The 20,598-nt window shown below is 57.9% G+C and carries 20 protein-coding genes; 7 read left to right on the plus strand and 13 right to left on the minus strand.

The genetic code is table 11. The features are described 5' to 3' along the window. Positions 1 to 93: 93 nt before the first annotated feature. The 4 genes from purL (at position 94) to NIM86_RS08550 (ending at position 4,480) form a co-directional block, all read left to right on the plus strand. Positions 94 to 2,334: a phosphoribosylformylglycinamidine synthase subunit PurL gene (gene purL, locus NIM86_RS08535; RefSeq protein ID WP_253381084.1), complete on the plus strand. Its 2,241-nt coding sequence runs from the start codon at positions 94 to 96 to the stop codon at positions 2,332 to 2,334. A gap of 72 nt (positions 2,335 to 2,406) precedes the next feature. Further along, a complete protein-coding gene (locus NIM86_RS08540) occupies positions 2,407 to 2,649 on the plus strand; it encodes a BolA family protein (RefSeq protein WP_253381086.1) in 243 nt (80 codons plus the stop codon). A gap of 97 nt (positions 2,650 to 2,746) precedes the next feature. Beyond that, positions 2,747 to 3,082 (plus strand): Grx4 family monothiol glutaredoxin, encoded by a 336-nt coding sequence (gene grxD / locus NIM86_RS08545; RefSeq protein ID WP_253381088.1) that lies wholly within the window; start codon positions 2,747 to 2,749, stop codon positions 3,080 to 3,082. Positions 3,083 to 3,196: 114 nt separating this feature from the next. Beyond that, positions 3,197 to 4,480: a multidrug effflux MFS transporter gene (locus NIM86_RS08550; RefSeq protein ID WP_253381091.1), complete on the plus strand. Its 1,284-nt coding sequence runs from the start codon at positions 3,197 to 3,199 to the stop codon at positions 4,478 to 4,480. A 3-nt stretch (positions 4,481 to 4,483) separates the two neighbouring features. Here NIM86_RS08550 and ttcA read toward each other — a convergent pair whose 3' ends face one another. The 4 genes from ttcA to NIM86_RS08570 form a co-directional block, all read right to left on the minus strand. After that, on the minus strand, positions 4,484 to 5,350 hold the full coding sequence (gene ttcA / locus NIM86_RS08555) for a tRNA 2-thiocytidine(32) synthetase TtcA (RefSeq protein ID WP_253381093.1): 867 nt from the start codon (positions 5,348 to 5,350) through the stop codon (positions 4,484 to 4,486). Positions 5,351 to 5,448: 98 nt separating this feature from the next. Next, positions 5,449 to 6,066 (minus strand): 30S ribosomal protein S4, encoded by a 618-nt coding sequence (rpsD, locus tag NIM86_RS08560; protein ID WP_253381095.1) that lies wholly within the window; start codon positions 6,064 to 6,066, stop codon positions 5,449 to 5,451. Positions 6,067 to 6,275: 209 nt separating this feature from the next. Further along, complete coding sequence (locus NIM86_RS08565) at positions 6,276 to 6,671, minus strand: cupin domain-containing protein (protein WP_253381097.1); 396 nt, start codon at positions 6,669 to 6,671, stop codon at positions 6,276 to 6,278. Positions 6,672 to 6,806: 135 nt separating this feature from the next. Then, positions 6,807 to 8,771, minus strand: a complete 1,965-nt coding sequence (locus tag NIM86_RS08570; protein ID WP_253381099.1) for a PhoX family phosphatase — start codon at positions 8,769 to 8,771, stop codon at positions 6,807 to 6,809. 196 nt (positions 8,772 to 8,967) lie between these two features. Between NIM86_RS08570 and NIM86_RS08575 the strand changes: the two genes are divergently transcribed. After that, a complete protein-coding gene (locus NIM86_RS08575) occupies positions 8,968 to 9,855 on the plus strand; it encodes a DMT family transporter (RefSeq protein ID WP_253381101.1) in 888 nt (295 codons plus the stop codon). Here NIM86_RS08575 and murI read toward each other — a convergent pair whose 3' ends face one another. From murI to NIM86_RS08590, 3 genes are all read right to left on the minus strand, one after another. Next, positions 9,856 to 10,659, minus strand: coding sequence for a glutamate racemase (gene murI, locus NIM86_RS08580; protein WP_253381103.1), 804 nt, complete (start codon positions 10,657 to 10,659; stop codon positions 9,856 to 9,858). After that, the gene (locus NIM86_RS08585) at positions 10,656 to 11,435 is read right to left on the minus strand and encodes an RNA methyltransferase (RefSeq protein ID WP_253381105.1); all 780 of its coding nucleotides are present in this window, start codon (positions 11,433 to 11,435) and stop codon (positions 10,656 to 10,658) included. The genes murI and NIM86_RS08585 overlap by 4 nt, the downstream gene beginning before the upstream one ends. Before the next feature lie 106 nt (positions 11,436 to 11,541). After that, positions 11,542 to 12,438 carry an alpha/beta fold hydrolase gene (locus tag NIM86_RS08590; protein WP_253381107.1) on the minus strand — a complete coding sequence of 299 codons (897 nt, stop codon included), beginning with the start codon at positions 12,436 to 12,438 and terminating at the stop codon, positions 11,542 to 11,544. 140 nt (positions 12,439 to 12,578) lie between these two features. Here NIM86_RS08590 and NIM86_RS08595 point away from each other — a divergent pair, with 140 nt between their 5' ends. Continuing rightward, positions 12,579 to 13,793 carry an NADP-dependent isocitrate dehydrogenase gene (locus NIM86_RS08595; RefSeq protein WP_253381109.1) on the plus strand — a complete coding sequence of 405 codons (1,215 nt, stop codon included), beginning with the start codon at positions 12,579 to 12,581 and terminating at the stop codon, positions 13,791 to 13,793. Positions 13,794 to 13,852: 59 nt separating this feature from the next. Here NIM86_RS08595 and NIM86_RS08600 read toward each other — a convergent pair whose 3' ends face one another. The 6 genes from NIM86_RS08600 to rpiA all read right to left on the minus strand — a co-directional run bounded on the left by NIM86_RS08600 (position 13,853) and on the right by rpiA (position 19,772). Continuing rightward, positions 13,853 to 14,206: a diacylglycerol kinase gene (locus NIM86_RS08600; RefSeq protein WP_253381111.1), complete on the minus strand. Its 354-nt coding sequence runs from the start codon at positions 14,204 to 14,206 to the stop codon at positions 13,853 to 13,855. Between the two features lie 55 nt (positions 14,207 to 14,261). Next, positions 14,262 to 15,080 carry a class III extradiol ring-cleavage dioxygenase gene (locus tag NIM86_RS08605; protein WP_253381113.1) on the minus strand — a complete coding sequence of 273 codons (819 nt, stop codon included), beginning with the start codon at positions 15,078 to 15,080 and terminating at the stop codon, positions 14,262 to 14,264. Between the two features lie 148 nt (positions 15,081 to 15,228). Then, complete coding sequence (locus tag NIM86_RS08610; RefSeq protein ID WP_256478413.1) at positions 15,229 to 16,911, minus strand: class II 3-deoxy-7-phosphoheptulonate synthase; 1,683 nt, start codon at positions 16,909 to 16,911, stop codon at positions 15,229 to 15,231. 86 nt (positions 16,912 to 16,997) lie between these two features. Next, a complete protein-coding gene (gene gor / locus NIM86_RS08615; protein WP_253381115.1) occupies positions 16,998 to 18,395 on the minus strand; it encodes a glutathione-disulfide reductase in 1,398 nt (465 codons plus the stop codon). A 96-nt stretch (positions 18,396 to 18,491) separates the two neighbouring features. Next, complete coding sequence (locus NIM86_RS08620) at positions 18,492 to 19,055, minus strand: DUF2059 domain-containing protein (RefSeq protein WP_253381117.1); 564 nt, start codon at positions 19,053 to 19,055, stop codon at positions 18,492 to 18,494. A 15-nt stretch (positions 19,056 to 19,070) separates the two neighbouring features. Further along, positions 19,071 to 19,772, minus strand: coding sequence for a ribose-5-phosphate isomerase RpiA (rpiA, locus tag NIM86_RS08625; RefSeq protein WP_253381973.1), 702 nt, complete (start codon positions 19,770 to 19,772; stop codon positions 19,071 to 19,073). 133 nt (positions 19,773 to 19,905) lie between these two features. On the opposite strand from rpiA, the gene NIM86_RS08630 reads away from it, so the two are divergent. After that, the gene (locus NIM86_RS08630) at positions 19,906 to 20,598 is read left to right on the plus strand and encodes an HAD hydrolase-like protein (protein WP_253381119.1); all 693 of its coding nucleotides are present in this window, start codon (positions 19,906 to 19,908) and stop codon (positions 20,596 to 20,598) included.

Consider the following 20,598-nt stretch of genomic DNA (forward strand, 5'->3'; position numbering starts at 1 on the left):
CTGGCGTCACCTCTTTGCGCTCTAGCGGCTTGTTCCTCCGCGTCTGGCGATGTAGCAGAGGCCTCTCATCTGGCCCGCCGGAGAAACCCGTTTATGACGACCTCGAACGAAACGTCGATCACGCCCGCACTTGTTGCATCCCATGGGCTGAAGACCGACGAATACCAGCGTATTCTGGATCTGATCGGCCGCGAACCGACCCTGACCGAACTCGGCATCTTCTCGGCCATGTGGAACGAGCATTGTTCCTATAAATCGTCGAAGAAGTGGCTGCGCACGCTGCCGACCACCGGCCCGCGCGTCATTCAGGGGCCAGGAGAAAATGCCGGTGTCGTCGATATTGGCGATGGCGATGTCGTGGTCTTCAAGATGGAGAGCCACAACCACCCTTCATACATCGAGCCCTACCAGGGCGCTGCGACGGGCGTGGGCGGTATTTTACGCGACGTTTTTACCATGGGCGCACGTCCGATCGCGGCGATGAACGCGCTACGCTTCGGCGCTCACGATCATCCAAAAACCCGACACCTGATCTCTGGCGTTGTGGCGGGTGTTGGCGGCTACGGCAATTCCTTCGGCGTACCGACTGTCGGCGGCGAGGTGGAATTCGACGCCCGCTACAATGGGAACATTCTCGTCAACGCATTTGCCGCGGGTCTGGCGAAAGCCGATGCAATTTTCCTGTCCGAAGCAAAGGGGGTCGGTCTGCCAGTCGTTTATCTCGGCGCGAAGACAGGCCGTGATGGTGTTGGCGGCGCGACCATGGCTTCGGCGGAATTCGATGAATCGATTGAGGAGAAGCGGCCGACCGTTCAAGTCGGCGATCCCTTTACGGAGAAATGCCTGCTTGAAGCATGTTTGGAACTGATGCAGACCGGCGCGGTCATCGCTATTCAGGATATGGGAGCGGCCGGCCTCACCTGTTCTGCGGTCGAAATGGGCGCCAAGGGCAATCTCGGCATCGAACTTAATCTGGACGACGTACCCGTACGCGAAGACGCAATGAGCGCCTACGAAATGATGCTGTCGGAAAGCCAGGAGCGGATGCTTATGGTGCTGCGTCCCGAAAAAGAGGACGAGGCGGCTGCGATTTTCAAAAAATGGGGTCTCGACTTCGCAATTGTCGGCAAGACGACCGACGATCTGCGATTCCGTATCCTCATGGCCGGCTCCGAAGTTGCAAATTTGCCGATCAAGGAACTGGGCGACGAAGCCCCTGAATATGACCGTCCCCATGTCGCGACGCCAGACATTCCGCCGCTCGATGCCAGGCAGATCGCTCCGCCGCAGGATTACGGCAAAGCCCTGATGACATTGATCGGCAGCGCCAATGGCTGCTCGCGTCGCTGGGTGTGGGAACAGTACGACACCATGATCCAGGGCAATACACTGGTGCGCCCCGGGGGCGATGCCGGCGTGGTCCGCGTTGAAGGTCACGACACCAAGGCCCTCGCATTCTCGTCCGACGTGACGCCCCGCTATGTCGAGGCCAATCCTTACGAAGGCGGCAAGCAGGCGGTGGCGGAATGCTGGCGAAACATCAATGCGACCGGGGCTGAGCCCCTCGCCTCGACCGACAATCTCAATTTCGGCAATCCCGAAAAGCCGGAGATCATGGGCCAGCTTGTCGGCGCAATCAAAGGCATCGGCGAAGCCTGCAAAGCTTTGAGTTTCCCTATCGTCTCCGGCAATGTGAGCCTCTACAACGAGACCAATGGTGTCGCGATCCTGCCGACGCCAACCATAGCTGGTGTTGGCCTTTTGCCAGACTGGAATGTCATGGCCCGCATCGACACGATGAAGGATGGCAACGTTCTCTTTCTGATTGGCGAAGACGGCAGCCATCTCGGCCAATCGGCCTTTCTGCGCGATGTGGGCGGTAAGGTGGACGGTCCCCCGCCGCCCGTCGATCTGGATAAAGAAAAGAAGCACGGTCTGTTCGTCCGCGAAGCGATCCGATCCGGCACGCTCTCCGCCTGCCACGATATTTCTTCTGGCGGTCTTGTGGTTGCCCTTGCAGAAATGGCTATGGGAGCATCTTGCGGGCTGACGATCGAAGATATTGGTGAAGACCTGCCTCACGCACGGCTGTTTGGCGAGGACCAGGCGCGCTATGTTGTCGCTGTATCGGCTGACAATGCTGACGATTTTGCGGGAACGGCATCTGCAGCCAGCGTACCGGTACGGCGGCTTGGAAGCGCAGGCGGCGCGGCATTCCGCGTGACCGAGCTGATCGATCTCGATGTCGAGCATATGAAAGCGGCCCACGAAAACTGGTTTCCGGATTATATGGCTGGCCCCGCTGCCATGGACCGCCCGGCCGCAGCCGAGTGACGAGCAAGCCGATTTGCAAACGACCCGCCGGCATGATCTGCTTGGCCCCTGACGAGAGGAAAGACGAATCCGATGCCAATGAACGCTGGGGACATACAACGCCTGATCGAGGAAGCTTTGCCGGACGCCGAGGTTACGATTAGGGATCTTGCGGGCGATGGCGATCACTATGCGGCGGAGGTCGTTTCCGAGGCCTTTCGCGGCAAGTCTCGCGTGGCCCAGCATCAGATGGTCTATCAGGCTCTCAAGGGAAAGATGGGCGGAGAGTTGCACGCCCTTGCCTTGCAAACCAGCGTTCCCCAGACCGATGGCTGACGCTCAGACGTCGGCCATGGCTTGAGTCGGGCGGCGCGAAGGACTATCTCAACAGCAATGTTTTCAAGCGGCGATGCTGCTAAAAAAGGAGCCGATAATGGCCGAGATCAACGACTGGATCGACAGTGAAGTCAAAAACAACGACGTCGTGCTGTTCATGAAGGGCACGCCAGGCTTTCCGCAATGCGGATTTTCCGGCCAGGTCGTCCAGATACTCGACTATCTCGGCGTTGAATATAAAGGCATCAACGTATTGTCCTCGGACGAACTGCGCCAGGGCATCAAGGACTTTTCGTCTTGGCCGACCATCCCGCAGCTTTATGTGAAGGGCGAGTTCGTCGGTGGATGCGATATCATCCGTGACATGTTTCAGGCTGGCGAACTGCAAAGCCACTTGGCCGAGAAGAATATTTCCGTAAAAGGCGCAGCCTGACACGGCCCTAAAACGAAATTGATGTGAACCTGCGATCAGGCGTCGGCGATCCGGCGCCTTTTGCCGTTTCCCACCGGCATCGCACTCAATGGCATTGATGGCCAGGATTCTCTGATGGATCAACCGTTCGGCAATCTCGATGACGAGCCAGGCGAATTGCCGAAGCCGCCAAAGCAAAGCGATTTATCGACTCTGCCGAGCGGCATTGGCCGACCGGAATTTGTCTCCATTCTTGCGTTGCTCATGGCCCTGAATGCCTTGGCGATCGATATTATTTTGCCGGCCTTTCGGCCGATTGCCGACAGTTTCCAGTTGCAGAACGCGACTGATACGCAGTTCACCATCCTGGCTTATCTGATCGGCTTTGGCGCAGCCCAGCCCATCTTCGGGCCGATATCGGATCGGTTCGGGCGAAAGATGCCAATGGTTGTCGGCATCGTCGCCTATATTCTATGCGCCGCCGCAGGCGCTCTCGCGCCGACTTATGAGTGGCTACTGGCCGCTCGTGTGGTTCAGGGTATAGGCGCGGCCGCGACACGCATCATCGCCCTTTCAGTCATTCGTGACACCCATTCCGGCCGTGCAATGGCCTCAACCATGAGCCTCGTTCTTATGGTTTTCATGATCGTTCCGGTTATCGCCCCGATGGCAGGCGAAATCATCGTCATTTTCGCCGATTGGGAATGGATTTTCGCGGCAATGGCTCTGATTGCGCTCGTATCCGGCCTGTGGACATGGTTTCGGATGCCCGAGACATTGCCAATCGACAATCGCCGCCCTCTTACAGCCAAAGGCGTTTTGGATGCTTTCCGCATCGTGCTGACGACTCATTCGGCTTTCTGGTATGCGTTTGCCGCCGCCGGAGCGTTTTCGGTTCTGTTTGCATATATCAATGTCGCCCAACCCATTCTTGACGAATATTACGGCCTCGGCAGTTGGTTCCCGATTGCTTTCGCCATCGTCGCCAGTTTCATGGCGGCCACGGCCTACGCGAATTCGCGACTGGTGCAGAAGCTCGGACAGAAAGTGATCTCGCATTCGGCTCTTTGCCTGCAGATCGCCGCCGCGCTCGCTTTTGTCCTCTTCGCTGCAATCGCTTCCGTCCCGCTCTGGCTCTTCATGATACTCTCGACGCTGATCATGGTCAGCTTCAGCCTCATGGGCGCAAACTTCAATTCTCTGGCTATGGAAGAGGTTGGACAGGTCGCCGGTTCGGCATCATCCATTCTTGGCTTCAGCCAGACGGTCGTCGGCGGCATCGTCGGGACGATTGTCGGTCAGTTGTGGAATGGCGATCTGCTGCCGGTCGCAGCGGGTTTTGCCGCTGTTTCTATTTCGACGCTCGTAATCGTCATGATCGGCGAAAGAGGGCGGCTGTTCGATAGTAGCGGGCGCTAAAACCTACTCCGCTGCATCGGCCGCTGCGAGTGGCGCAGCAGCCATCAGACCCGCAAAATCGAAGAGGGTTCGATCCAGCATCTGGCTGGGGCGGATATTGGCAAGCGCCCGGATCATGGTGCCTTTGCGACCCGGCATACGTTGCTCGATATCGTCCAGCATCGCCTTCATGGCATTGCGTTGCAGCCCATCCTGAGATCCGCAAAGATCGCAGGGTATGATCGGAAACGAGAGCGCCGACGCCAGCTTCGCCATATCGGCCTCCGCGCAGAACGCTAGCGGACGAAGCACTTCCACGTCTCCCTCGTCGTTCAGCAATTTCGGCGGCATGGCCGCGAGTCGTCCGCCATGAAAAAGATTCATCAAGAATGTTTCAAGGATGTCTTCCCGGTGATGGCCGAGGACAAGCGCCGAGCATCCCTCTTCCCTGGCAACGCGATAAAGATGGCCGCGCCGCAACCGCGAACAGAGCGAACAATAGGTAGCATTGTCCGGCAGTTTGTCCGTGACGATGGAATAGGTGTCCTGATATTCGATCCGGTGCGCGATGCCGTTGGCCTCCAGCCATTCGGGCAAAATGTGCTTGGGAAAGTTCGGCTGACCCTGATCCAGATTGCAGGCGAGGAGTTCGACAGGCAGAAGACCACGCCACTTCAGATCCAGAAGGATCGCCAGGAGACCGTACGAATCCTTGCCACCCGACAAGGCCACCAGCCAGCGTTCGCCCGGCCGCACCATACCGTAATCGTCGAGAGCCTGGCGGACCTGCCGGATCAGTCGCTTGCGGAGCTTGTTGAACTCGACGGATTTCGGCGCTTGACGAAACATCGGATGGACGCCGTCGCCTTCCATTTCCCTGTCACTTGCCATTCTTCTCCTGCCGATCACCGAACTGACTACGATCTGCCCATAGCGAAAAGGGCCGCCAAATGGCAGCCCTTCACCAAAATTCAGTAGGGGTTCCGCGCTTAGCGCGAATAGAACTCGACGACCAGATTCGGTTCCATCACGACGGCGTAGGGCACGTCGTTCAGGCTTGGCACGCGCACGAAGGTCGCGGTCATCTTGTTGTGATCGGCCTCGACATAGTCCGGCACATCGCGCTCGGCGAGTTGAATAGCCTCCAGAACCGAAACGTTCTGTTTGGACTTCTCGCGAACCTCGATCACGTCGCCAGCGCGGCAGCGATAGGACGGAATGTTCACCCGCTTGCCGTTGACGAGCACATGGCCGTGATTGACGAACTGGCGCGCAGCGAAGACCGTCGGAACGAACTTTGCACGATACACCACGGCGTCCAGACGGCTTTCGAGAAGACCAATCAGATTATCCGGCGTGTCGCCTTTGCGGCGGGTCGCTTCTTCATAGATGTGGCGGAACTGCTTTTCAGAAATATCGCCGTAGAAGCCCTTGAGCTTCTGCTTGGCCCGCAGCTGCACACCGAAATCGGAGAGCTTGCCTTTGCGGCGCTGGCCGTGCTGGCCGGGGCCGTATTCACGGCGGTTCACCGGCGACTTCGGGCGGCCCCAAATGTTCTCGCCCATGCGGCGGTCGAGTTTATACTTTGCAGATTCGCGCTTGCTCATCGCATTTCCTCATCAATACGTTACAACCATTGCTTGAAGCGATGGTCGAAGGAAACGCGCCCTCCTCTGCCCGATCCCTCGGACTGACAGGCCAACCCACGCACGCTTTGCGGTCAGAAGGCCACGGGACACGTCAAATGAAACACCGGCCCTTGAACGGAGCCGGTGATGCGTGTGCCATTAAGAAGAAATGGTTCCGATGTCAACGATTAGGCGTTGTAATCGGCATCGGCAACCGGTTCGAGCCAATCGACAGCCGAGCCATCCTGCTTTTCCTGAACTGCAATATGGCTCATCGCCGCCGTCGCGGTTGCGCCGTGCCAGTGCTTCTCGCCAGGGGCGAACCATATGACGTCGCCTGGAGAGATTGTCTCAACCGACCCGCCTTCGCGTTGCACCCAGCCACACCCCGAAGTGACGATGAGGGTCTGGCCAAGCGGGTGAGTGTGCCAGTTCGTTCGTGCGCCAGGCTCGAACGTTACTAACGCCATCGCAACGCGTGCCGGATCGTTTGCCTCGTGAAGCGGATCGAGCCGAACTTTCCCGGTGAACCATTCACTCGGGCCTGTTCGTGACGGTTGCGAACCACTGCGCTTGATTTCCATGACAATCTCCGTCGGTCGGAATGCCTGATAGTTGGCGCACTACCGGTCAAAGTCATGTGAATCGGATTCAAATGGCGAAAGAAAAACGCGCAAGGCAATCAGCCATGCGCGCTTTCCATTCGATGGCTGCTGCCGTCAGACGCCGATCTTGCCGCCGTCCTCTTTCGTCACCACGACGACGGACGGGCGGACTGGCATGGCGTCTTTGAAGTCAGGCCAGCGTGTGGCTGGCTTTTCAAAGGTCGCCAGTCCTTCGTCGCCCGGATGTTGGACGGCGAGGAACAGCGTCTCGCCGTTCGGCGTGAAGACCGGTCCGCACATCTCAGCGCCCACAGGGCAGCGGAAGAAGAGGCGCGATGTACCCCGATCCTCGCCTTCGGTGCCGACCGCCCAAAGACCGTCGGTTCGACCGGTCTTGTCGCCGCTATTGCCATCGGTCGAAACCCAGAGACGGCCATCGGCGTCGATTGCGCAATTGTCCGGCATGCCGAACCAGCCGTTTTCGCTTGTCGCTGGTGAAAAGGTCGCGCCGACCTCGGCAATCGAAGGATCTCCGCACTTAAGCAGGATTTCCCACGTCGACTTCGTCGATGCGAAATCGCCATCTGTCTCGCTGATCTCGATAATATGACCGAAGGCGTTTTCCGCGCGTGGATTGGCCGCGTTCGTGTCACCTTCCCCACGCTTTGTATTGTTCGTCAGCATCACATAGACCTTGCCGGTCTCGGTGTTTGGCTGCACGTCTTCCGGCCGGTCCATTTTCGTTGCACCCAGAAGATCGGCCGCACGGCGCGTCTCGATCAGAACATCGGCCTGGCTCTCGAAACCATTTTCTGCAGTCAGCGGCCCTTCGCCATGGACGATAGGCATCCACTCCACTGTCCCGTCTTCGTCGAAGCGAGCCACATGGAGGGTGCCCTCATCGAGAAGGTCCATATTGGCTTCACGATTCTCGTCATCGATCATGCCGCTGCTGACGAATTTATAAACGTAGTCGAAGCGTTCGTCGTCGCCCGAATAAGAGACGGCACGGCCGTCTTTGTTGCGGATCGTCTCACAGCCCTCATGCTTGAAACGCCCAAGCGCGGTGCGCTTTTTCGGCGTCGAATCCGGGTTCATCGGATCGACTTCGACGATCCAACCGAAACGGTTCGGTTCGTTCGGCTCCTTCGAAAGGTCGAAACGGTCGTGGAACTTGGCCCAATTGTACCAGCCGCCCGGGACGCCCATGCGCTCGTAATTGGCGATTTCCTTGTGATCGGCTGGCAATTCGCCCTGGAAGTAACCGTGGGTGTTTTCCTCGGCCATCAGATAGGTGCCCCAGGGCGTTACGCCCCCAGCGCAATTGTTCAGTGTACCGAACACCTTGCGGCCGGTGGCATCGGCATTGGTTTGCAACCGGGCGTGGCCGGCAGCGGGGCCGGAAATCTCAATCGGCGTATTGACGCTGATGCGGCGATTCTTCGCGCCGTCGCCGACCGGAGACCAGGCGCCGTCTTCACCCTTTTCGATCTCGATAACGGTGCCGCCATGGGCCGCCATTTCGATATCGACCATCTCCTTCGTCCACTCATCGATGACGATCTCATCGTCGCGCTCGACTGCTGCGCCCGGAAACATCAATTCCGGATTTGTATATTCGTGATTGACGACAAGCAGGCCGCGATCATCACTGCCTTCGAGCGGTATGAAACCGACATAGTCGTTATTGTAGCCGAACTGCTTTTCCTGAGCGGCGGCAGAATGGTTCTGGGGATCGAACTCTGGCGCATCGGCCAGAACGGGATCGCCCCACCGCAACAATATCTTGGCGTTGTAGCCCGACGCGACGTGGTGGTTCTCATCGACACCCGCGGCAATCTCCTCGAAAGAAAAAGAGCCCTTGCCCATCTCTTCGGCATTGGCCTTCTCCGCCGCGATAAGCGCCAGCGGGCTGACCGTGACCGCTATCGCGCTTGTCGCGAGCGTACCTTGCAAAAACCCCCGGCGAGAATAGCGACGATTGATGATGTCACCCATCGTCGGATTGTCAGCGACATTCCGGCCGACATCTTCGGTGGCTTCGCGTTTGTCGGTCGGTGTCTGAATGAATTTTGCCATAGTCGCTACCCGTTTTTGCAAGAAGGTTGTTGCTTTCGGCCGTTCGACTACAGCAGCGACGTGACACGTCTGTAACATCTGCTGGAGCAAGCTATACAGCGCGATGTCACTGCTAGGTCACACTGGACTTCCTCGCAAACCTCATCGAAAACAGCCGGTCTGTCCGACGGACAGCAGGAAATGAAGGCACCCTTCGATGATCTATGAATTGGCTGCTCTCAGTGCGGCCCTCTGCTGGGCCTTTGCCGGGATCATCTCGCACGGTCCCTCGACAAAACTCGGCGCGGTCGCGTTCGTGCGCCTGAGGCTCGTCATCGTTTCTGTACTGTTCGGCATTTGGGTCTTCTATGTCGGAACATGGTCGACATTGACGGCCAGCGCGACAGCCGCGCTCATCCTTTCCGGCATGATAGGCATCTTCCTGGGCGACTGGGCGCTCTTCGTCACGATGAACCGTCTCGGCCCACGGCTCACTAGCATTTTGTTTTCGTTGAATGCGCCCATGGCAGTCATACTTGGCTGGGTCGTGTTGGATGAGCGACTGAAAAGCACGACTATTTTCGGAATCGGCCTGACATTGATCGGCGTTATTCTTGCCATCGCTTTCGGACGCCGCGCCAGCCAGCGCCATATTTTCGAAACCACTCATGGAAGTTTGCGCGCCGGCGTCGCGCTCGGATTGATAGCCGCTTTCTGCCAGGCAGTGGCCTCTCTCATCGCCCGACCGGTCATGGAAACCGGGGTCGATCCCATAGCGGCCTCACTCGTACGCCTTGCGACGGGCGCCGTTGCGCTTAGCCTGCTAATGCTGTTCGTCCGCTCGACGCGCCAGCAGGCGCCACTCGATCCGAGAACCTTTGTGATAGTCGTCGTCTCGGCCATTCTTGCAATGGCGCTCGGCATGACCCTCGTCCTCTTCGCGCTGATTGGAGGCGAAGTCGGCATCGTCTCGACGCTGACGGCGACGACGCCTGTTCTGATCCTTCCTCTTTTGTGGATCACCACGCGCGAACGACCTGCCGCCGGCGCGTTCGCCGGCGCAGCGCTCGTTGTCGTCGGAACGGCACTGCTGTTTAACCGCTAGCTACTGCGGGCGCTGACGAACCTCAAAGCCAAAACCCTTTGCCAGTCGGCACAGTTCAGGCGGCGTCATGCCGGAAGTGAAGACCGCCAGATCCGCAGCGTCCAACAAATTGGAGGGTTTCATTTCGCCAATGAGACTTAGAGCTCTACGCGCGATGGCCTCTGATGTATCGATCCAGTCCACAGGCCAAGGCGCGACCTTGCGCATGCGGTTGATGAGAAACGGATAGTGCGTGCAGGCCAGCACCACAATATCGGTCCGTTTGCCGTCCTGTTCGACGAAACATTTGGCGATCTCGTCACTGACGGCTTTCTCGTCGACAAAACCACGGCGCATGTAATCTTCGGCAAGAGCGGCCAGCCTCTCGCTGCCGACCAACCGCACGTGAACGCGCGCGGCGTATCGATCGATCAGATCGCGCGTATACTGCCGTCTGACCGTACCTGGCGTCGCCAGAACTGACACAAGTCCGGAAACCGTTCGCTCCGCGGCAGGTTTGATCGCAGGAACGGTGCCGACAAATGCCTGATCGGGAAAGGCATTGCGCAATGCCTCGATCGCAAGCGTCGAAGCGGTGTTGCACGCGATGACGATCAGGTCGGGCCGGTGCTCCGCGATCAGTTGGCCGAACAGAGCGATCATTCGATCCAGAAGAGCCTGCTCTTCCCACGCGCCGTAAGGGAATGCGGCATCATCGGCGACGTAAACCGATCGGTATTCCGGTAGCAGAATGCGCGCCTCTTTCACCACCGAAAGGCCGCCGATTCCGCTGTCGAAATAGAGGATGGTGCCCCGCGAGTTCACTGGCTCTCGCTTTCGGTCTTTGCGCCGCGCGGCCGAAATCTGTCGAGCGCTGTGAAAACGCCGCGAAGTACGGCGATCTCATCGGCCGAAAATCCGGGGCGCGTCAGAACGGCTCGCAAATTCTCCATCATCTTTGGCTTTTTCTGCTCGGTCCTGAAATAGCCACGCTGATCCAGTGCCGGCTCCAGCCAATCGAACATGGCGTTGAGCACCTGTTTCTGTGCAGGCGCTCTGTCAGGGGCGGAGAAATTCGTATCCGCGCTACGACCCCGCGATAGTTCATATGCCATGAGCAGAACCGCCTGCGCGATATTGAGAGATGCAAAGGCGGGATCGACCGGAAAGGTGACGATAGCGTCAGCCTGACCGATTTCCTCATTGTTGAGACCCCAGCGTTCCCGACCGAACAATATACCGCTCTGGGAACCGCCCTCGCCCATCGCGCCGATACGCTGACAGGCCTCCACCGGACCCAGAACCTCCTTGTGACCGTCTCGTTGACGCGCTGTGGTCGCCAGAACAAAATTGAGATCGGCGATGGCGGCGGGAAGGCTGTCGAAAACAGTCACGGCATCGATCACATGATCGGCTTTGGACGCGGTGGCCCGCGCCCGCTCGTTGGGCCAGCCATCGCGTGGCGTGACGAGTCGCAGGTCGGACAGACCGAAATTCGCCATCGCACGCGCAACCATACCGATATTGTCGCCAAGCTGCGGCTCGACGAGAATGATCACAGGTTTCGACGGCGCGGCTCCAACCGCCGCATTCTCGGTCATGCACTATTCTCCCATCGGTCAGCGGAGCCGATACATCAAGCTGGCGCGAAGGCAAAGCGCGGGGACGCCAATATCCCTCGTACCCCTGCTTGGCCGCAAATTTGGTCTACTCCGCCTCTCCGAGAAAGGCAGCGATTAACTCCGCGACCTTTTGCGCCTTTTCATGAAGCACCCAATGACCCGCGCCCGGAATGAAGACGCGCCGCAGATCGTCGGCATACGAATCCAGCCCCTCAATGACCGAAGGGCGTAGCGCGGCGTCGTCTTCGCCCCAGATCAAGAGGTGCGGCATCCGCACACGCAAGCGCTCCTGATCGATAGCGAGAACAGGAACGTCCTCGACCGCTTCGTTCTCCACAGGCACGACAATCGGCGATGCGCGATACCAGTTCAACATCGCCGATAGCGCGCCAGGTCTGCTCCAGGCGTCCCGGTAAGCCTGCCGTTTTTCCTTGTCCAGAAACGGACAGTCGGAAAATCTCTCCATCATATCCAGAAGGCGACGGTAATTGTCTTCGGCCAAGCGGCTTTCGGCATTTTCTGCCTTCAACCTGGGGATATAGAAACTGGCTTCGCGCTGTTGCGGATCGTCGATGAGCGCCTTTTGAAAAGTTGCCGGATGCGCCCCGTTGACGATCACCAGGCGATCGATTTTTTCGGGTTCTGAAAAGGCCATGGCATAGGCAACCGAAGCACCCCAGTCATGTCCGGCCAAGAAAAAGGATTGTTCGGGTGCAATGGCATCCATCAACCCGAACATATCACGAGCCAGATGATGAACGCGGTAAGCTTCGACATCCTTGGGCTTGTCACTCTCGCCATAACCACGTTGATCGGGTCGAACGATACGGAACCTGGCTTTCAGAAGTGCGGAGACATCAGACCATCCGGCACGATATTCCGGAAAACCATGCAGACACAAAAGCAGTGGTGCATTCTCAGATCCATCGATTTCATAGGCGATAGAAAGCCCATTCACCTCGACGCTTTGCACCTCTGTCATATCTCTGTCCCTGAATGGCGTTCCGATAAGCAAGCTGATAGCTGCGTTCAAACTCTTTGCACCTGCGCGCGTGGCTGCTATGGGGCCACCACGAACGGCCCGCTGGCCGATGATAACGATAAATAGAGGGATCGATACTGATGGCGAAGATCAAGGTGGACAATCCGGTCGTCGAACTCGACGGCGACGAGATGACTCGGATTATCTGGCAGTTCATCAAGGACAAGCTGATCCACCCCTATCTCGACATCGATCTGCTCTATTTCGATCTGGGTGTCGAAAAGCGCGACGAGACGGACGATCAGATTACCATCGATGCAGCAAACGCCATCAAAGAGCATGGCGTCGGTGTTAAATGCGCGACGATCACCCCGGACGAGGCCCGTGTCGAGGAATTCGGGCTGAAAAAAATGTGGCGGTCGCCGAACGGCACGATCCGCAACATTCTGGGCGGCGTTATCTTCCGCGAGCCGATCATCTGCAAAAACGTGCCGCGTCTGGTCCCGGGCTGGACCGAGCCGGTCATCGTAGGCCGTCATGCCTTTGGCGATCAGTACCGCGCCACCGACTTCAAGTTTCCCGGCGCCGGTAAGCTGACCATCAAATTCATCGGCGAAGACGGCACCGAGATCGAACACGAAGTCTTCGACGCGCCGTCCTCCGGTATCGCGATGGCGATGTACAATTTGGACGATTCCATTCGCGATTTTGCCCGCGCTTCGCTCAATTACGGTCTGCAGCGCGGTTATCCGGTCTATCTCTCGACCAAGAACACGATCCTGAAAGCCTATGACGGGCGCTTCAAAGATATCTTCCAGGAGATTTACGAAGCCGAATTCGAGGATCAGTTCAAGGAAGCCGGCATCACCTACGAACATCGACTGATTGACGATATGGTCGCGGCCAACCTGAAATGGTCGGGCGGCTACATCTGGGCCTGTAAGAACTACGATGGCGATGTGCAGTCGGATACAGTTGCGCAAGGCTTTGGCTCGCTCGGTCTGATGACCTCGGTCCTGATGACGCCCGACGGCAAAACGGTCGAAGCGGAAGCCGCACACGGCACCGTCACCCGGCACTACCGTCAGCACCAGGAAGGCAAGGAAACCTCGACCAATTCCATCGCCTCGATCTTCGCATGGACCCGGGGCCTGAAGCACCGCGCCAAGCTTGACGGCAATGACGAGTTGAACAAATTCGCTGAAACGCTGGAAAAAGTCTGCGTTTCCACAGTGGAAAGCGGCTTCATGACGAAGGACCTCGCCCTCCTTATCGGCCCCGACCAGCCTTGGCTTTCAACGACGGGTTTCCTCGACAAGATCGACGAAAACCTCCAGAAGGCGATGAACAAGTAAGCCCGTCTTATTTCAGTCAACCTTCAAAGCGCGGCTCCAAAAGGGCCGCGCTTTTTTCGCTAATAGCCGAGCCACCAGTCGATAACGGCAAGTCCCCATGTCCACGCCGCGATAATCGAGGCGATCAAGACGGCCAGCGAACCGCAATCCTTGGCGACTTTTATTCGCTCGTCGAATGTCGTCGAAAGCGCGTCGCAGGCTTTCTCGATGCCGGTATTCAGCGCTTCCACCAGCATCAAGATCAAAATGACCGAGATTAAAAGGGCGTAGCCGCGCCAGTCTTCCGCAATCGGCACCGCGACTATCAGCGCGATCATGAGGAGCATACACTCCTGCCGGAAAGCCTTCTCGTGCCTTGCCAGAAACCGGAACCCGTCGACGGAATTCCAGAAGGCATCGATCAGTCGCTTCATATCAAGCCCCAAGCGCGTTGTTCGCGGGGCAGATACAAGATGGGTATCGGCTTGGCTAGTCGAAGCGATAGACGTCGAAGGTCAGCGCGCCGCCAACACGCGAGTGGTGGATGCGCCGCCCAGTTGCTTGCGGCCCTGCCGCACCGTGCGCGAAGAAGATCGGCATGAGGTGTTCGTCGGTCGGATGATTATCAGCAACAAACGGCGCTTCCTGCTTCCATGCGAGAAGCCTTGTACCGCCCTTCTCGATCGCCTCTTCGAACCAGTCGGTAAAAGCATCCACACGCGCGGTGAACGATTGAGGCACCGGCTTCCCGCTACTCATCTCGGTAAAGACCGCGCGGAGATTGTGCGTGATGTGACCGGAGCCGATAAGAAGAACGCCCTCATCCCGCAGTGGCGCCAGAGCTTCACCGATCCGGTGATGCCATGCGGCGTCACGTGACGGATCGATGGAAACCTGAACGATGGGAATGTCGGCATCCGGATAAAGCAGCCGCATCATCGTCCAGGCGCCATGATCGTAACCGCGATGCGGCATCCGCGATGGCGAGAGAGCTTTATCCGACAGCATGGAAAAAATGCGCTCCGCCAGATCCGGTTCGCCCGGCGCGGGATAAACCATCTCGAACAGTTCGGATGCAAAGCCACCGCCGAAATCATAGATCATTTCCGGGGTCGGGTCCGTGACAACCGCGACCCCGTCTGTCTCGAAATGCGCGCTCATGATGACCACTGCCTTCGGTGTCGGCAGATCGGCCGCAAGCGTTTCGTAAAAGCGCCGGGCCGGACTTTCATCTGTGACCACATTTGGCCCGCCATGAGAGAGAAACAGCGTCGGCAGTTGAGAGGCGTCGAATTCGGGCTGAGACATTCATTTTCTCCTTTGACACAAAGATGCGCACGGAGCCTCGATCCGAAAGGCCGCCTCTCGACGACAGATCATCGTCATTTTGTGAACGAAAACACCCGACTCGTTCAATAAACGAGGCGGGTGTCATGAAAGCGCCGGGTTTGTGAAATCAGCCAGTCGCAGCCAGTTTCTGCCGTTCATCCTGATTTTTGCGCAACAGCTCAGCGATCATAAATGCAAGTTCGAGCGCCTGCTCCGCATTCAGACGTGGATCGCAATGGGTATGGTAGCGGCTAGCAAGATCGGCTTCACCGATGGCACGCGCACCACCCATGCACTCGGTCACATCCTTGCCCGTCATCTCGACATGAACGCCACCGGGATAAGTGCCCTCGGCGCGGTGAATATCGAAAAAGGCCTGCACCTCGCGCGTGATCCGCTCAAAGGGGCGCGTTTTGTAACTGCCTGCCGAGATCGTATTGCCGTGCATCGGATCGCACGACCATACAACGGTCCGTCCTTCCTTCTCGACCCTGCGTATCAGGCGCGGCAGATGATCGCCGACCTTATCGCTGCCGAAGCGACCGATCAGCGTGATGCGGCCAGCTTCGTCATTCGGGTTTAGACGGTCGATAAGCCGGATCAGATCGTCCTCTTCGGTAGACGGTCCGCACTTCAGTCCGATCGGATTTTTCACACCGCGGCAGAACTCGATATGAGCGTGATCGTACTGGCGGGTTCGGTCGCCGATCCAGATCATGTGGCCGGAGGTGGCATAGTGATCGTTCGACGTCGAATCGACGCGTGTCAGAGCCTCCTCATATCCGAGAAGCAGAGCCTCGTGGCTGGTGTACATATCCGTCTCGCGCAAGCGGCGGTAATTGTCCGAATTGATGCCGATGGCGTTCATGAAATCCATCGTCTCGGAAATACGCGCGGCCAGGGCCTCGTAGCGGTTTCGCTGGGGGCTATCGGTTACGAAGTCCAGCATCCATTTATGGACATTTTCAAGGCTCGCATAACCGCCCTGCGCAAAGGCGCGCAGCAGATTCAACGTGGCCGCCGACTGCCGATAGGCCATTTCCTGGCGAAGCGGATCCGGTATGCGCGAAGCATCGTCGAAATCGATGCCGTTGACGATATCGCCACGATAGGACGGCAGCGATTTTCCGTCTTTCGTCTCGGTATCGGACGAGCGCGGCTTAGCGAATTGCCCTGCGATACGTCCGATCTTTACGACAGGCTTTCCACCGGCAAAGGTCAACACAACCGACATTTGCAGGAAAGCGCGGAAGAAATCACGAATATTGTCAGCGCCATGCTCGGCGAAACTCTCGGCGCAATCGCCACCCTGTAGCAAAAACGCACGCCCGGCAGCGACTTCCGCCAGCTTCTCGCGAAGCGAACGCACCTCGCCAGCGAAAACAAGAGGCGGATAGGAGCGCAAGCGTTCCTCCACCTCACCCAAAGCCGTCGGATCAGGATAGACCGGAACCTGCTTGATCGGCTTCTCGCGCCATGATGACGGCGACCATGCTTCAATGCTCACGGCTCCGCCCTCCTTTCCTGGATTGTTTTTGTCACTGTTATCGACAGCGATACGAGGACGGGCAGGCGCCTGACTCGGATCGGCGAACGCACTATGCGGCGGAACGGCGAGTGTCGCTTCATCGGCCAGCGATCGAATTTTCATCGCGGCGATCGTCTCGAATGGGCGGTCGGCATCGGCTTCCATGCGATTTATCGTCGGCTGTGACACACCAGTCCGGCGGGCCATCTCGCTCTGGCTGATATCGAGCATGGCTCGAATGTATCGGATCTGCCGACCCGTCAGGCTCGGAATATCGACCATTTGGTAGGGGCTCCCTGTCTGATGAGGCGAGCACCTAATGCAATCCGCTTATTTATTCAACCCGAAAAACAGAATGAATAAAATATTCATTCTGTGACGCGCTCTCCGTTTTTCACGCGATATGATGGCTCATACATCGTCACCAACTCTTCGGCAGCGGATGGGTGGAGAGCCATGGTGGAGTCGAAAGCATCTTTCGTAAGCTGGGCTTTTACCGCAATGCCAAGGATCTGCGCCATTTCTCCGGCGTCCGGCCCGAGAATATGGCATCCGACGACCCGGCGACTATCGCCATCGACAACCAGCTTGATAAGCATCCGCTCATCACGCTTTGCCAACGTATTGCGCATCGGTCGAAACGTGGCTTTGTAGATTTCGATGTTCTCGTACTGCTCGCATGCATCGTCTTCGGAAAGACCGACTGTGCCAATTTCCGGTTGGGAAAAGACGGCCGTCGGAATGCAGCCGTAATCCGGCTCGGTCGGATTGTCGTGATAGAGGGTTTGAATCAGGCACATCGCTTCATGGATGGCGACAGGCGTCAACTGCACCCTGTCGGTGACGTCGCCTAGCGCCCAGATATTCTTCACATTGGTCCGCGACAGCTTGTCGACACACACCGCGCCCTTCTGATCGCTCTCGACCCCGGCAGCCTCCAGCCCAAGCCCGTCTGTGTTGGGCGAACGACCGATGGCCATCATGACCTTATCGAATGGCAAGGCCTCATCGGCATTGTGGAGGCATGCATCGATCCGGCCATCGTCGCGCTTTTCCAGCTTTCGCAGATTGTCACGCGTGATGATGCGGATTCCCTTGCGGGACATGGCGTCGTGAAGACCGCGTCGAACATCCTTGTCGAAGCGGCCGAGAATTTCGACGCCCCGGTAGAGAAGCGTCGTCTCCACCCCGAGGCCGTGAAAAATGTTGGCGAACTCGACGGCGATATAGCCGCCACCATAGATAAGAATGGATTTTGGAAGTTCTTCCAGGTGGAAAGCGTCATTGCTGTCGATTGCCAGGTCGAAACCTGGCAATGCGATATGTTCGCTTGGCTTGCTACCTGTCGCAATGACGATTTGATCGGCGGTAACGACCATATCCTGGCAGGACAGACGCAATGTGTGGGCGTCTTCCAGAACGGCGCGACCACAAAAAATATCGGCGCCGGCGTTTTCCAGCCCTTTTGAATACAGGCTCTCCAGCCGGTCGATCTCGGCATCCTTGTTTTTAATGAGAGTCGGCCAGTCAAAGCTGGTTTCACCGACCGTCCATCCATAACCAACCGCATCTTCGAAATGTTCATGGAATTGGCTGGCATAAACGAACAGTTTCTTGGGCACGCAGCCCCGGATCACACAGGTCCCGCCAAGTCGATACTCTTCCGCGATGGCGACCTTTTTGCCCAGCTTCGCAGCAAGGCGCGCGGCGCGCACACCGCCGGAACCGCCACCGATAACGAACAAATCATAATCGTAACGTGGCATGGCACCATCTCCGATAATATAGGGAAATTAAAATACGAACCGGCGCGAAAACTGGTTCCGCGCCGGTGAAAGTCAAATCGAATGAAGGTCGGCGCGTCAGTTCGCAGGCTGTTCAGCGGCTCCTTCGGCCGGGGCTTCAGAGGCTTCTGCCGGAGCCTCGCTCTTCTGAGAGCCGACAATCTCTTCCACGCGGCTCTGCACGGCCGCTGCGAGATCTTTCCGGAAACCTTCCCGCCAGATTTCAGCCGCACGGCCCACTTCGCGATACATGATCTCCTGTTCGTTCAGCATTTTTTGGCCGACGTCAGTGGCGAAGAAATCGGCAAGTTTCTTCAGCTCCTCCTCGGTAAATGCCTTGGCGTAGATCAGAGCGGCCTCGCCCTTGAATGCCTGGAAACGGTCAGCCAGGCTCAGCGCCTCTTCCTGCACGATCTCGTTAATGCGGTCCGCCAGATTAGGATAGGCGACCACGATCTGCGATTCGATGATAAGCGCATCCTTGATCGGCGCATCGGCGAAAGAATCGGTGACGTGGATCGCATCGATCAGCCGCATTGCCTGTTCTTTTTGCCCATCGGTTACAGCCTGGGCGCTTGCAGGACCGGTCAGCAATACGGCCAGCGCGCCCAGCAGGAACATTGCGCTACGAAATGTCGGCATCGAAAGACTCCATCATTATACTGCGAGCGGCGTGAAGCGTCTTACGCCTTCCGAACTGGCGATAACAGCCAGATCCGCCATATCGAGGAAAAGACCGTGCTCAACGACACCGGGGATGTCATGGAGCGATCTCGCTAGGGCTCTTGAATCCGGAATGCGGCCAAATGATGCATCCAGGATCAAATGTCCGCCATCGGTCACGAATGGATCGTCCGTTCCGCCGCGTAGCTCCACCGGACCTGAAAGCCCCAGCTTTTTGGCCACCGCATCGATAGCGACCCGCGTGGCCGCAAGTCCGAAGCGGTTGACCTCGATCGGAAGAGGAAAACGCCCGAGCGTGTCGACCATCTTGCTTTCATCGGCGATGACAATCATCCGCTCACTTGCCGCGGCGACGATCTTTTCACGCAACAGCGCGCCGCCACCGCCCTTGATCAAGCCAAGCGATGGGTCGATCTCGTCAGCTCCGTCGATCGTCAGATGAAGCGAAGGCTGCTCTTCCAACGTCGAGAGAGGCACTCCCAGATCAAGGCAGAGAGCCGCCGTCCGCTCCGAGGTGGGCACGCCGATAATCGAAAGTCCCTCAGCCACTCGCTCGGCGAGCAAATGAACGAACGCCTCGGCGGTCGACCCCGTGCCAATACCGAGCTTCATCCCTTCACTAACTTCGGATAGCGCCTCGCGCGCCGCTTCCGTTTTAAGCGCTACTGCATCCATTCTCACCAACCAGATCCATTGCGTGAATTCCGCTTAGCAGCTTTGGCCGGACCGTCAAAGCCCGGCTTGACGCCGGGCAAGTGACTGGCAAAGAAGACATCCCGCACACGCGATAGTCAGGCAGGAAACCGTTTTGCGTCCCACAATCGTCTTCGACCTCGATGGCACTCTCGTCGATACCGCACCCGATCTGGTCGATTCGCTCAATCACTGCCTGATCACCCAAGGTCTGACTCCGGCGCGAGAAGAGGATATCCGCCACTATGCCGGTCATGGCGCAAGGGTTATGCTGCAGAGGGCTTTTGAGGCGCAGGATCGCCTGGCGGAACTGTCGGAGGAGATGCTCGGCACGCTGCTCGATGTCTTCATTGACCATTATAGAAAGAATATTCCCGGCCGCAGCCAGCCATTTCCAGGGGCCGTCGCAGCAATGGACCGTTTCGCCGCCGCCGGATGGGCGCTCGCCGTCTGCACCAACAAGTTCGAAGGTCTTGCAATCCCCCTGCTCGAGGGTCTTGGCGTGAAACATCGCTTTGCCGCGATTGCCGGGTCCGACACATTTGCCTATCGCAAACCCGATCCACGTCACTTGACCGATACGATCACGGCGGCGGGCGGCGATTGGCGCAACAGTATTCTCATCGGCGATTCGCGAACCGACGTCACTACTGCCAAGGCTGCTGGCGTGGCAGTGGTCGCAGTGACATTCGGCTATAGCGATACTCCGGTCGCCGATCTGGCTCCTGACCACGTCATCGATCACTTCGACGAACTGACGACTGCCTTGGCGAGCGAACTGATTGCCTGCATGGCCAAGCCCAAGTGA

This window comes from Notoacmeibacter sp. MSK16QG-6, assembly GCF_024158145.1.
Classification (GTDB): domain Bacteria; phylum Pseudomonadota; class Alphaproteobacteria; order Rhizobiales; family Rhizobiaceae; genus Notoacmeibacter.